The organism is Pseudomonas sp. HT11, assembly GCF_044875395.1.
Taxonomy (GTDB): domain Bacteria; phylum Pseudomonadota; class Gammaproteobacteria; order Pseudomonadales; family Pseudomonadaceae; genus Aquipseudomonas.
Genome location: NZ_CP173217.1, coordinates 2,736,185 through 2,748,501 on the forward strand (window position 1 = coordinate 2,736,185; position 12,317 = coordinate 2,748,501).

Annotated in this window: 10 protein-coding genes; all 10 read left to right on the forward strand. The window is 59.3% G+C overall.

Annotated features, from left to right (window positions below):
• Positions 1-160: 160 nt before the first annotated feature.
• The 10 genes from tssA (at position 161) to tagH (ending at position 12,317) form a co-directional block, all read left to right on the forward strand.
• Positions 161-1,714 (forward strand): type VI secretion system protein TssA, encoded by a 1,554-nt coding sequence (tssA, locus tag ABWL43_RS12710; protein ID WP_404487977.1) that lies wholly within the window; start codon positions 161-163, stop codon positions 1,712-1,714.
• 32 nt (positions 1,715-1,746) lie between these two features.
• Positions 1,747-2,244, forward strand: a complete 498-nt coding sequence (gene tssB, locus ABWL43_RS12715) for a type VI secretion system contractile sheath small subunit (protein WP_369302351.1) — start codon at positions 1,747-1,749, stop codon at positions 2,242-2,244.
• A gap of 27 nt (positions 2,245-2,271) precedes the next feature.
• Positions 2,272-3,750: a type VI secretion system contractile sheath large subunit gene (tssC, locus tag ABWL43_RS12720; RefSeq protein WP_404487980.1), complete on the forward strand. Its 1,479-nt coding sequence runs from the start codon at positions 2,272-2,274 to the stop codon at positions 3,748-3,750.
• A gap of 14 nt (positions 3,751-3,764) precedes the next feature.
• The gene (gene tssE, locus ABWL43_RS12725; RefSeq protein WP_262208642.1) at positions 3,765-4,166 is read left to right on the forward strand and encodes a type VI secretion system baseplate subunit TssE; all 402 of its coding nucleotides are present in this window, start codon (positions 3,765-3,767) and stop codon (positions 4,164-4,166) included.
• Positions 4,156-5,943, forward strand: a complete 1,788-nt coding sequence (gene tssF, locus ABWL43_RS12730) for a type VI secretion system baseplate subunit TssF (protein WP_404487981.1) — start codon at positions 4,156-4,158, stop codon at positions 5,941-5,943. Before tssE ends, tssF begins: the two co-directional genes overlap by 11 nt.
• Entirely contained in the window at positions 5,907-6,914 is a 1,008-nt protein-coding gene (gene tssG, locus ABWL43_RS12735) for a type VI secretion system baseplate subunit TssG (RefSeq protein ID WP_404487983.1), read from the forward strand. The genes tssF and tssG overlap by 37 nt, the downstream gene beginning before the upstream one ends.
• A gap of 12 nt (positions 6,915-6,926) precedes the next feature.
• A complete protein-coding gene (locus tag ABWL43_RS12740; protein ID WP_404487985.1) occupies positions 6,927-9,365 on the forward strand; it encodes an AAA family ATPase in 2,439 nt (812 codons plus the stop codon).
• Complete coding sequence (locus ABWL43_RS12745; protein ID WP_404487986.1) at positions 9,362-10,894, forward strand: sigma-54 interaction domain-containing protein; 1,533 nt, start codon at positions 9,362-9,364, stop codon at positions 10,892-10,894. The genes ABWL43_RS12740 and ABWL43_RS12745 overlap by 4 nt, the downstream gene beginning before the upstream one ends.
• A gap of 83 nt (positions 10,895-10,977) precedes the next feature.
• The gene (locus tag ABWL43_RS12750) at positions 10,978-11,109 is read left to right on the forward strand and encodes a type VI secretion protein (protein ID WP_145164452.1); all 132 of its coding nucleotides are present in this window, start codon (positions 10,978-10,980) and stop codon (positions 11,107-11,109) included.
• 17 nt (positions 11,110-11,126) lie between these two features.
• Positions 11,127-12,317: a type VI secretion system-associated FHA domain protein TagH gene (gene tagH / locus ABWL43_RS12755; protein ID WP_404487987.1), complete on the forward strand. Its 1,191-nt coding sequence runs from the start codon at positions 11,127-11,129 to the stop codon at positions 12,315-12,317.

Genomic DNA, 12,317 nt, shown 5'->3' on the forward strand with positions numbered 1-12,317 from the left:
AATACTTAAGTGCGGGCTGACCGCTTGATGATTGATTGTTGTATGGCTAAGGTTCGCCTACTTCGTCACGTGCTGAACGAAGATTAATTGGCCTTCTAATGCGTATGTGGATTGCGGTTAGTTTGTCGACCTTGCCTTGAATAGTTATGTGCGGACCGGAATGGTTTATTCAGACACGCTCTACGCTTATCACCTTGAACTTGCGCGCTTACCCTGTTCGTCAGGGGGCTTTGCCGGCTGTGATATGCGTTTTTCGAGTGAGTATGAAGCCCTGGAGTCCGAACTCGGCAAGGCACATTCGATACATGGTGCAGGCTTGCCGGATTGGCAGCGCGTCAGCGAGCTCGGCGAGCGGGTTTTGCGTGAGCACTCCAAGGATCTGCGCGTCGCCGTCTGGTTGACTTGGGCGTTGCACCAGCGCGATTCATTCCCCGGGCTTCTGGCGGGCCTCGGCGTACTGCTTCATCTGTGCAAGCATCACTGGGCGATTGTCTACCCTGCTAAATCACGTACGCGTATGGCTGCGTTTGGTTGGCTGGTGTTGCGGCTTGACCCCCTGTTCACGAAGCATCTTTCGCTTACCGATCAAGTGCCATTGTTTCAGGCGCTTTTGGAGCACCTGGAAAGTCTCGACGAGCTGTGGCGTGAACATCTGGGGGACGACGCGCCCTTGTTGTTACCGATCCGCAGGCAACTGTCGGAGCGTTTGGCGCTTGCCCTGCAGGGCGGTTCCGAGCCGCGTGGTGTTGCGGGTGCCATCGCTCAGGTCAAGCAGGTGGCAACGCAGCTGCTGAGGCCTGAACAGCCAGTCAACAACGAAAAAGACGCGCAAAAACTGTTGCGGGCATTGCAGGAACAGGCTCGGCCACTGTGCGCCTGGTGGCTGCGCCAGAGTGCCACTGATCTGCGTGCCTTGCGCCTGAGCCGCACCCTGGCCTGGCTGGCGCTTACCAACTATCCCGAGGCCAACAGTGAGCGAATAACCGCTTTGCGCGGGCTTCCTCACGACAAACTCAAACGCTACCAGAACCGTCTGACCCAAGGTCATCACGCCGACCTTTTGCTTGAGCTTGAAGCGAGCCTGGCCGGTGCATTGTTCTGGTTTGACGGGTTGCGTATGGCCTGGGAGTGCCTCGAAGCCCTGCAGGCAGAGTGGGCCATGACCGAGCTGGAAATGAATTTTGCGTTGTTGTTGCAGCGCCTGCCGAGTCTGCCGGAGTTCAGGTTTGATGACGGCACCCCATTTGCCGACCCCGCGACGTGCGATTGGATCACGCTCCACGTCCTTCGCCACGTACATAAAGCCGAGCCTTCAACCGCCGTCATTGACGCCGGAAACGAGCCCTGGGAGACGGCCTTGCAGGCCGTTATGTCCAGGCTGCGCAAAGAGGGTCTGAAGGCGGCGATTGCCACGCTCAAAGAAGGACTGCACGCCGCCCGCGGCGACCGGACCCGCTTTCATTGGCGATTGGCGCTGGCCAGATTGTGCATACGAGCAGGCAAACACGAACTGGGCAGGATCCAGCTCGAACAACTGGACCTTGAATTACAACAGGCGGGCCTGGAGCGCTGGGAGCCAGAACTGGCCTTTCAAGTCTCCCGGCTCCTGTATCGCTGTTATGACCTTTTGCCACAAGACCATGCCGTGCGCGAGCGCAAGGAAGTCACCCATCGCAGGTTGTGCCACTTCGATCTTGAAGCGGTGCTTGATTAGGCTCGCGAGCCCACCGAAAAAGGAGAAACACCATGCTCAAAGACGGTTCGGTAGCACCCAAGGAACGCATCAATATCACCTTCAAACCTGCCATTGGCGGTGTGCAGGAGGAAGTCGAACTGCCACTGAAGTTACTGGTGCTGGGCGATTTCAGCCAGCGCGAAGATCTGCGCAAACTTGAGGATCGAAAGCCCATTGGTATCGACAAAAACACCCTTGACGAGGTGTTGGCCAAACAAGCGCTGAGCTTGACATTGAGCGTTCCGAATCGATTGCAGGAGGAGGGTGGCATCGAGGAGCTATCCGTCGAGGTTCGGATTAACGCGATGAAGGACTTCAACCCCGCAAACCTGGTTGAACAAATACCCGAATTGCAAAAGTTGATGGCGTTGCGTGAGGCGTTGATGGCACTCAAGGGGCCGCTGGGTAACACACCAAGCTTTCGCAAAGCCATTGAGCAGGCGCTGGCCGATGACGAGTCTCGTGCGCGCGTACTCGCCGAGCTGGGGCTGAGCGGCCCGACCACCTGAACCCTTCAGTAAAAGGACACTGACACCATGACGACCACTCAACAGAACCTGCAGCCGGCCCAGGCTGGCGGCGAGTACAGCATTCTCGACACTATCATCGCCCAGACATTATTGAGCGCCGATGACGAGGCCTACGGCATTGCCAAGCGCGGCGTGTCGGCCTTCATCGAAGAGTTGCTCAAACCCCATAACAGCGCTGAGCCAGTGAAGAAACGCCTGGTTGACCGGATGATCGCCGAGATTGATACCAAGCTCAGCCAGCAAATGGACGAGATTCTTCATCATCCGGATTTCCAGGCGCTGGAGGCTTCCTGGAGAGGCCTGCAGTTGCTGATCGACCGCACCAATTTTCGAGAAAACATCAAGATCGAGCTGCTCAATGTCTCGCGTCAAGACCTGCTGGATGACTTTGAAGACTCGCCGGAAATTACCCAGTCCGGGCTGTACAAGCATATCTACAGTGCTGAGTACGGACAATTCGGTGGCCAGCCGGTGGGCGCGATCATCGCCAATTACTTCCTTTCACCCAGTGCGCCTGATGTGAAGTTGATGCAATACGCTTCAAGCGTTGCCTGCATGTCCCACGCGCCCTTTATCGCTGCTGCGGGGCCGGCTTTTTTCGGATTGGAAAGCTTTACTGGATTACCTGACCTCAAGGATCTCAGGGATCATTTCGAAGGCCCGCAGTTTGCCAAATGGCAAAGTTTTCGTCAGAGCGAAGATGCCCGCTATATCGGCCTCACTGTGCCGCGCTTTCTACTGCGAACCCCTTACGATCCGATTGATTGCCCAGTTAAAACCTTTGCCTACCAGGAGAACGTGGTAAACAGCCACGAGCACTACCTCTGGGGCAATACGGCCTACGCCTTTGCCACGCGCCTGACTGAAAGTTTTGCGCGCTTTCGCTGGTGCCCGAACATTATCGGCCCGCAAAGTGGCGGCGCGGTAGAAGACTTGCCATTGCATCATTTTCAGAGCATGGGCGAGATCGAAACCAAGATTCCTACAGAGGTACTGGTTTCGGACCGGCGCGAGTACGAACTGGCACAAGAAGGGTTTATTGCCCTGACCATGCGCAAGGGCAGTGACAACGCGGCGTTCTTTTCGGCCAGCTCGGTCCAGAAACCCAAAACCTTCGGCATCAGTGAAGAGGGCAAGGCAGCCGAACTCAATTACCGGCTCGGCACCCAATTGCCCTACATGATGGTGGTCAACCGTCTGGCGCACTACCTCAAGGTCTTGCAGCGCGAGCAACTGGGCTCCTGGAAAGAACGCACGGACCTGGAGCTGGAGCTCAACAAGTGGATTCGCCAATACGTGGCCGATCAGGAAAACCCCAGTGCTGAAGTGCGCGGTCGCCGGCCATTGCGGGCAGCACGCATTGTCGTCAGTGATGTCGACGGAGAGCCAGGCTGGTATCGGGTCAACCTGAGTGTGCGCCCTCATTTCAAGTACATGGGGGCTGACTTCACGTTGTCCCTGGTCGGCAAGCTCGATAAAGAATGAGCAGAAGCCGGCGGATGCCCCATAACGTGAGCCTTTTCGAACGCCTCGAAGGCGATGCATCAACCCAGCGGTGCAGTGTGGCGTCCGTCGCCGCACACCTGGGGAAAATGCTCAGCACCCGGGCAGGCAGTGTTCAGACACTGCCCGACTATGGTTTGCCCGATCTCAATGACATGCGGCTTAGCCTGCACGAGTCCTTGATCCGCTCACGCGCCTTGATCGAGCGATTCATCCGTGCCTACGAACCGCGACTGGCAAATGTACAGGTCAAGGTGCTGCCGCGTGCTACCGAACCTCTGGCCCTGGCCTTTGCGATCGAAGCCGCGCTGATCGTTGACGGTGTCACACAGCCCGTTGTGTTCCAGGCGCGCCTGGTGGATGGCGGGCGGGTTGAGGTCTGCGCCGATGGGCTTTAACCGTTACTTCCAAAGCGAGCTCAGCGCCCTGCGGCACCTCGGGCGGCGTTTCGCCGAGCGTAATCCCGCACTGGCGCCGTTTCTGGCTGAAAGCGGCCAGGACCCGGATGTTGAGCGATTGCTGGAGGGGTTTGCGTTTCTGACCGGTCGCCTGCGCCAGAAGTTGGACGACGAGCTGCCGGAGCTGACGCATTCCTTGATGCATTTGCTGTGGCCCAATTACATGCGGCCAATACCCGCCTTCAGCATCCTGCAATTTGACCCATTGAAACGTGCAGGTCCCGCCGTTCGGGTTGCCCGTGATACGGCGGTAGAAAGTGTTCTTATCCAGGGTGAGCGGTGTCGCTTCAGGACGTGCTACACCACTGATGTCATGCCACTGCAACTCACAGGTCTGGACTTCAAGTGCCAGGGTGACGGGGCATGGTTGGATTTGCACCTGGACATGAGTGTCGAGGGTAACTTCAGCCAGTTAACCTTTGACTCACTGCGACTGCACCTGTCGGGCGACCGCTACATCAGCCAGGGGCTCTACCTCAGTTTGCTGCGACATCTGGATGGCATTCACTTGCTGTTACTGGATGGCGAAGGGGTGCCGGTCAAGGGCAACGATGGGCAACCGATGACGGTGCGGCTGGGCGCTGCCCAGGTCAAGCCGGTGGGTTTTTCGCAAGACGAGGCGTTGATACCGTATCCACAGAATACGTTTCGCGGTTACCGCCATCTGCAGGAGTACTTCGCCTTTCCCGAAAAGTACCTGTTTGTCGATATCGAGGGGCTGAGTGTCCTGCACACACTTGCCCCTGAACGGCTCGGCCAGGTCCGCGGCATGATGCTGCGCTTTGAACTGCGCACCCACGGGCACGCACTGCAACAGCCCACGCTGGACAACGTGAAGTTGTATTGCACGCCCATTGCCAACTTGTTCAAACATGATGCGGTCCCCATTCGCCTGAATGGAAAAGAGGATGAGTACCTTCTGGTGCCAGGGGAATATACCCCGGGCAATGCCGCCGTGTTTTCCGTCAACAGTGTCACTGGCTGGCGCCCTGGCGGGTTGGGTTACCAGGCCTATGTGCCGTTCGAATCCTTTGAGCATGACTGGGGGATTGACCGAGCTACAGCGCCGGCCAGCTACAGCATTCGCCAGCGCTCGTCGCAGCAGCATGGGGGGCTCGACACCTGGATGGGGTTTGGCAGTCGCGAAGGTAAAGGCCAGGAAACGTTGTCGATCGAAATGACTTGCACCAACTGCAACCTGCCTCGGCAGTTGCAGCCAGGCGACATCAACCAACCCTGCGAGCAGGCACCGGAATCACTGACGTTTCGCAACATCACCGCACCAACGGCGAGCTTCGCGCCGCCGCTGGACCAGGATTTCCTGTGGAAGCTGATCAGCAATATGTCGCTCAACTATTTGTCGTTGACCGATATCAATGCCTTGAAAGTGATTCTCGAAACCTATGACCTGCCGCGCTATCACGATCGGCAGGCGCAAAAGGTCAGTCAGACAAGACTCGGTGCGCTGCAGTCCATTCGCCATGAGCCGGTTGACCGACTGCACCGTGGGTTACCCATTCGCGGCCTACGTGTGGAATTGACAGTCGACCCCCAGGGGTTTCTCGGTCAGGGCGATCTGTTTGTGTTCGCCTCGGTCCTCAATGAGTTCTTTGCGCTCTACGCCAGCCTCAACTCTTATCACGAGTTACGAGTCATCAGCACACAAGGAGACGTGTACCTATGGCCATCCCGCATGGGGCAACAGCCCCTGCTTTGAATGCGCTCTGTTGCGGCATTCGTGAGTACACACTGTTCCAGGCAATTGAGCAGGTGATTGAGCGATTGCGCGAAGCTCATCCGCTGATGGATGAGGACGCGCTGTACGACCTGATGGAATTTCAGGCCAATCCAGGTCTGGGGTTTGCCGGACACGATATCGATCACGTGGCGTTCTTTATGGAGCGCGGGCAATTACGCGCTCGCCTGCGGCTCAACATATTGGGTTTGGTCGGGGCCGGGTCACCGCTGCCAGCGTTCTATGCAGAGCAGGCGTTTGGCGAGCTGTCCGGTGGTAACCCCACTCGCGACTTCCTCGACCTATTCCACCACCGACTGCATCGGCTGATGTGGCCGATCTGGCGTAAATATCGCTATCGAGCGTGTTTCCAGACTGGCGCGAGCGATGCGTTCTCGGAGCAGATGTTTGCGCTGATCGGACTGGGTGGCAACGCGATACGAGGTACCACGCAACTGGACTGCAAACGCCTGTTGCCTTACCTGGGACTGTTGAGTTTGCGCGTGCATTCGGCCGCCTTGATCGAAGCCGTGCTGCGGTACTACTTCAAGCATGCCCCGGTGTTCATCGAACAATGGGTTGAGCGCCGTGTGGAGGTTGCCCATTTTCAGCGCAATAGCCTTGGTATCACCCGCTGCGAACTCGGTGAGGACCTGGTGCTGGGGCATCAGGTCAGCGACCGCAGCGGGAAGTTCAGGGTGCATATCCTGGCGCTGAGCTGGCAGCAGTTTCACGCGTTCCTGCCCACGGGGAAGGGCTACCAGCCCTTGTGTTCACTGGTGCGGTTAACCACGCGAGACCCGTTGGAATACGACCTGCGCCTGGTGCTTGCCGCCGGTGAGATCAGAGCCCTGCATATTGGCGCGCGCAATGTCTGTCGCCTGGGCTGGACCAGTTGGTTGGACCATGAGCAAGCCGACGGTGTGGTCACGTTTGCTGGCAACTTTCATTAGGGACGGGTGATTATGATCAATGTGGACCTGCAACAGCTTATACGCACGCTGTCAACCCAGGTACGTCGCGACCTGGAGCGTTCCTCGCAACGCTGTGTAAACCGCGGTGGCCGAGAAGTACTCGTCGAAGACCTGCTGCTTGCCTTGCTTGAGCAGCCCGGCGGCCTGCTGGCCAAGGCCCTGGCCGACGCTGATGTGCCGATGAGCGAATTGCAAGCAACGTTGCAGCCAAGAAGTGAGCAGAGTGCAACCCGTAATCCGGTCTTCTCTCAGGCGCTGGTGCATTGGTTGCAACAAGCGTTGATGGTTGCCCATCTCGAGCTGGGGCAACGCTTTGTGGATGAGGGCGCCCTGTTGCTGGCGCTGTTGCGTCATCCGCTGGAGTACGCCGGTGCTGGCTATCAGGCCGTGCTGGGCCGCCTGGATGCAGAGCGTGTACGGGATTTTCTGGCCAGCCAGGCACCTGCGGCCGAACCGTTGGCGACAGAATCGTTGTTGCAGCGTTTTACGCATGACCTCACAGGCCAGGCGCGTGAAGGTCTGATTGATCCGGTGCTGTGTCGCGACGGTGAAATTCGGCAACTGATTGACATTCTTGTGCGACGCCGCAAGAACAACCCGATCCTGGTCGGGGAGGCCGGGGTAGGCAAAACAGCGATTGTCGAAGGCCTTGCGCTGAAAATTGTCGCTTCGCAGGTGCCCGATGCCCTCAAGGCTGTTCGCGTACTGACCCTGGACATGGGGCTCCTGCAAGCGGGTGCCAGCCTCAAGGGCGAGTTCGAGCGGCGGCTCAAAGGCGTGATTGATGAAGTCAACGCCTCGCCGCAGGCCGTGATCCTGTTTATCGATGAAGCCCATACGCTGGTCGGCGCAGGAGGCCCGGCAGGCGGTTCCGACGCGGCCAATCTGCTTAAGCCTGCGTTGGCTCGAGGCGCTCTGCGCACCATTGCGGCCACCACCTGGTCGGAATACAAGCAATACATTGAGAAAGACCCGGCATTGGCGCGTCGTTTCCAGCCAGTGCTGGTCGGTGAGCCAAGTGTCGAGGAAGCCGTGTCGATCCTGCGCGGTCTGGTTCCGGTGTATGAGGCAAGCCATGGTGTCTACGTCCGCGATGATGCCGTCGTAGCGGCGGCACACCTGAGCGCTCGTTATCTGGCGGGCCGCCAGTTGCCGGACAAGGCCGTGGATGTGCTGGACACCGCCTGCGCACGAGTGCGCACGCGTCAGGCAATGCCCCCTGAGGCGCTGCAAAACCTGCACGCGGAACGGGCGGAAGGCACGCGGCAACATGAGGCGTTAAGCCGGGACGCCGAGGCGGGGCTGCCGGTGGATGCTCAAGCATTGCAAGCGCTGGGCCGACGCTTGGACGCCATCGAGCAGGAACGTCAGGTAGTGGAGCAGCAGCGGATTCAACAGGCTGGCCAGTCATCGGACAAACTTGAGGTGTGCCCGCGTTTGATCGCCGAGGTGGTCAGTGCCTGGACCGGCATTCCGGTTGAGCAGCTGGCGCTGGAGCCCAACGAAAAGGTATTGAGCCTTGCTGCTGCCCTGCGCACGCGCATTCTGGGACAAGAGCATGCCGTGCAGGTGCTTGATCGTGCCTTGAGGGCGGTTGCCGCGGGCCTCAACAAAGCGGATGCGCCGGTGGGTGTGTTTCTGCTGGTGGGCCCCAGTGGTGTTGGCAAAACCGAAACAGCGCTGGCATTGGCGCAGCTTCTGTATGGCGGTGAGCGGTTCGTGACCACCATCAATATGTCGGAATACCAGGAGAAGCATGCGCTGTCCCGTTTGATCGGTGCGCCACCGGGCTACGTCGGTTATGGCGAAGGTGGAGTCCTGACCGAGGCTGTGCGCAAGCGGCCTTATTCAGTGGTACTGCTCGACGAGGTCGAGAAAGCCGACCCCGAGGTGTTGAACCTGTTTTACCAGGTCTTTGACAAGGGCCGCGCCAACGATGGTGAAGGCAGAGAAATAGATTTTCGCAACACGCTGATCCTGATGACTTCCAACCTTGGCAGCGACTGCATCAACGAACTGTGTGAAAACGGTCGGCGGCCTGAGGCCCAGGTGTTGCAGGACGCTATACAGCCCGTGTTGCGTAGCCACTTCAAATCGGCCCTGCTGGCCCGGATGCGTGTCGTGCCGTATTACCCGATTGCCGGTCCAGTCCTGCATGACGTGGTAGGGCTCAAACTGGCAAGCCTCGGTGAGCGGTTGCATCGGCGCAAGTTGGCCCTGACGTGGTCCCCTGAGCTGATCGCGCACATGGCCGAGCGCTGCGCGGACCGTGAAAGTGGTGCGCGGTACATCGATCAATGGATCGAGCGCTACTTGCTGCCGCAAATGGTCGATCGCGTTCTGAGTGCCATGGCCACGGATGAGTCCTTGTCGTGGGTGCATGCAGGGTTGGATGGCAATGGCCTGCCCAGCTGTGAGTTCGGCCAATGACGAACGCTATGTTGACCCAAGTGGCCGAACCGCTGGTGTACGCCGCCGCCTTGCTGGACGGCTTCGCGCGCGTGAGCCAGGAAAGTGACCCGACGACGTTGCCAGGCCTATGTGCTGTGAGCGCTGCGCACCTGAGCCAGTGCGAGCTCACTCAGCTGTACCTGGTGGATGAGGTGACTGGCCAATTCGAGCTTATTGCTCAACATTTGCCTGAGGCGCTGCCGGGCGGCGAACCGACTTCACGTCCGGCAGCGAAAAACCAACAGCTGTTGCACTACGTCCTGAGAACGCGTTGTTGCCTGGGCCTCGATGACGTCGGAAGCAGCCTCTATGACAGCGGCTTTTTGCCGGCGGCGCGGGCGCCCTGGCGTGCGCTATTGTGTGTTCCGCTGTTCAACCGCACCAATGCCGTCACAGGCGTACTCCTGTGCGCGAGCTGGCGTGTGACGCCACTGCTGGGTTACGCGCCATCGCTGGGTCAATTCGGCAGTTTCGCCGTGAACCAACTGCTTATGCTGCGTCGCATGCAACCGGCGCCAGCCATTGCCCGTTCACCGCGCGGTGGGTCGACTGCAGGGGCCTATGGCTTGATCGGCAACAGCGCTGCGATGGAAGAAACCTGCCATCTGATCGGCAAAGTCCTGCAGACCCCTTATACGGTGCTGTTGCGTGGTGAGACCGGCACCGGCAAAGAGGTCGTGGCGCGGGCGATTCACACGGCCGGGCCACGCAGTGCCCAGGCATTCGTGGTGCAAAATTGCGCTGCGTTTCCAGAAGGTTTGCTCGAGAGCGAACTGTTTGGCTACCGCAAAGGGGCATTCACCGGTGCCGAGCGCAACTACGCGGGGCTGTTCGACGCCGCGCATGGCGGTACGTTGCTGCTGGATGAAATCGGCGACATGCCGCTGTCATTGCAGGCCAAGTTGCTGCGGGTCTTGCAGGAGGGCGAGATCCGCCCGTTGGGCGCCAGCGTCGCGCATAAGGTTGACGTGCGCATCATTGCCGCGACCCACCGCGACCTCGCTGCGATGGTGGCGCAAGGCAGTTTTCGTGAAGACCTTTATTACCGGCTCGCACAGTTCCCGATTCAATTGCCTGCCTTGCGTGAACGCGATGGCGATGTGTTGCAGCTGGCGCGGCACTTCGCCGACAAGGCGTGCGCTGCGCTGGGTCGAGCGCCTGTCGATTGGTCCAATACCGCCCTTGATCAACTGTCGAGCCACGGCTTCCCTGGCAATGTCCGCGAGCTCAAGTGTCTGGTGGAACGCGCAGTGCTGCTGTGTGACGACGGTGTGATTCTGCCGGCGCATTTGTCGTTGCCACTGGCCCCGCATGCGACCGATGCCGTTGATGTGACGCTACGCCAGCGCATGGAGCGAGTGGAGCGCGTATTTCTGATTGATTGCTTGCACAAGAACCGTGGCAATCGAACCCGCACTGCCCGTGAACTGGGGGTTGCTCGGCGCACGCTGCTCTATCGTCTCGCGCGCCTGAACATTCCTTTCGACGATGCCAGAGGCGAGGGCTGAAGTGTGCTTTTGTGCATTGCCATGCATGACCGACGCCTGTGCCGTATCGAGCAGGGCAACCTTATTTCTGTGGGAGAAACCTGATGCCTGATCGTCCGTGGCAAGCCGTTGTGCTTGTGTTGTGTCTGCTGAGTGGCTGCAGCGCCAATTACGTGTTTGACGACGCTGATTACCGCCCGCTGGGTGAGCCCAAGTCGATCAATCGTGGCCAGTGAAAGGGGAGAGGCTGACCATGCAACTTGTGTTTGAGCTTTTGGGTACCGAGGACGGAAGCCGCGCACCCACGGCGCGCAAGCTATTTTGCGCTGCAGGCGGCGTGATCGGTCGTGGTGCCGGGTGTGACTGGGTGATTCCGGACGCCAGCCGTCTGCTCTCCAGCCACCATGGTTTGGTCGCCTATCGTGAGGGCCAGTACCTGTTGACGGATATCAGCAGCAACGGGATCGGTGTAGCCGGCAGCGCCGAACGTCTGCGCAAGGGGCAGGCGCGATTGATCAGTGATGGCGACATTTTTCAACTGGGAACCTTGTCGATTCGGGCAAAACTGGTGGCGTTGACGCAGCCTTGCGGTGAGCAATGGGATGCCAACACAGGGCTGATTCCCGATGATGCATACCTGGCGCTGGACCCAATTCAAGCGCTCGACGTCGAGCAGCAGCGTCAGACCACGTCGCAGGACCTGGAGGCATTGGCAGATGGGGGCAGCACGCCGGGTCCGTGGGCCGACGATCGGGTGACCAACAGGGACCATCTGACGTTACCCCGACGCGCCGACCCCGCTCAGGAAGCCGTCCCGGTTCGTTCCGATGCGATGCCAGCAGCGGGCAGCGACGTTTTTTGGGGGCGGTTTGCGACAGCACTGGGTATTAGCCTGGAAGCCCTTGATGCGACGGGTCGCGAGGCGTTGGCGATCAGAGCAGCGCGCCTGCTGCGTATGGAGGTAGAAGGTCTGCAACAAAGCCTGCGGATTTGCGAAGAGCTCAAAAGCGAGCTGAATCTGCCGCTGTTCGAGACGCTGCAAAGGCGCCGGAGCCCTTTGAGAGACAGCGTCGAAACCGATGCCGCAATGGCGATGCTGCTGGGCACCGAGGATCTTGGCCAGTTGCCGGCCGAACACGCCATCACCCAGGCCCATCGGGATATGCAAGTCCATCAGGTTGCGTTACTGGCGGCCTGCCGCAATGCACTGCGCGCTACGCGCAGCGCCTTTGCCCCGGGTCATCTGCTGACATGCTTCGAATACCAGGGGCAACGGCGCCGATTTTTCACCGACGGTGGGTATTGGCGGGCTTACCAGCGTCACTACCAGCGTTTGCTCGAGGATGAGCAGTTCACCGATCGCCTGCCGGGCAGTGACTTCGCCAAGGCTTACGAAGAGCAGGTGCGCTTGATCTCAACCCTGCACGTCGATTATCCAGGATGA

What these genes read in the sequence shown, in the direction of transcription:
- tssB (WP_369302351.1), top strand. Translation starts at nt 1,747, where the DNA reads ATGCTCAAAGACGGTTCGGTAGCACCCAAGGAACGCATCAATATCACC.
- ABWL43_RS12750 (WP_145164452.1), top strand. Translation starts at nt 10,978, where the DNA reads ATGCCTGATCGTCCGTGGCAAGCCGTTGTGCTTGTGTTGTGTCTGCTG.
- ABWL43_RS12745 (WP_404487986.1), top strand. Translation starts at nt 9,362, where the DNA reads ATGACGAACGCTATGTTGACCCAAGTGGCCGAACCGCTGGTGTACGCC.
- ABWL43_RS12740 (WP_404487985.1), top strand. Translation starts at nt 6,927, where the DNA reads ATGATCAATGTGGACCTGCAACAGCTTATACGCACGCTGTCAACCCAG.
- tssA (WP_404487977.1), top strand. Translation starts at nt 161, where the DNA reads ATGGTTTATTCAGACACGCTCTACGCTTATCACCTTGAACTTGCGCGC.
- tagH (WP_404487987.1), top strand. Translation starts at nt 11,127, where the DNA reads ATGCAACTTGTGTTTGAGCTTTTGGGTACCGAGGACGGAAGCCGCGCA.
- tssF (WP_404487981.1), top strand. Translation starts at nt 4,156, where the DNA reads ATGGGCTTTAACCGTTACTTCCAAAGCGAGCTCAGCGCCCTGCGGCAC.
- tssC (WP_404487980.1), top strand. Translation starts at nt 2,272, where the DNA reads ATGACGACCACTCAACAGAACCTGCAGCCGGCCCAGGCTGGCGGCGAG.
- tssG (WP_404487983.1), top strand. Translation starts at nt 5,907, where the DNA reads ATGGCCATCCCGCATGGGGCAACAGCCCCTGCTTTGAATGCGCTCTGT.
- tssE (WP_262208642.1), top strand. Translation starts at nt 3,765, where the DNA reads ATGCCCCATAACGTGAGCCTTTTCGAACGCCTCGAAGGCGATGCATCA.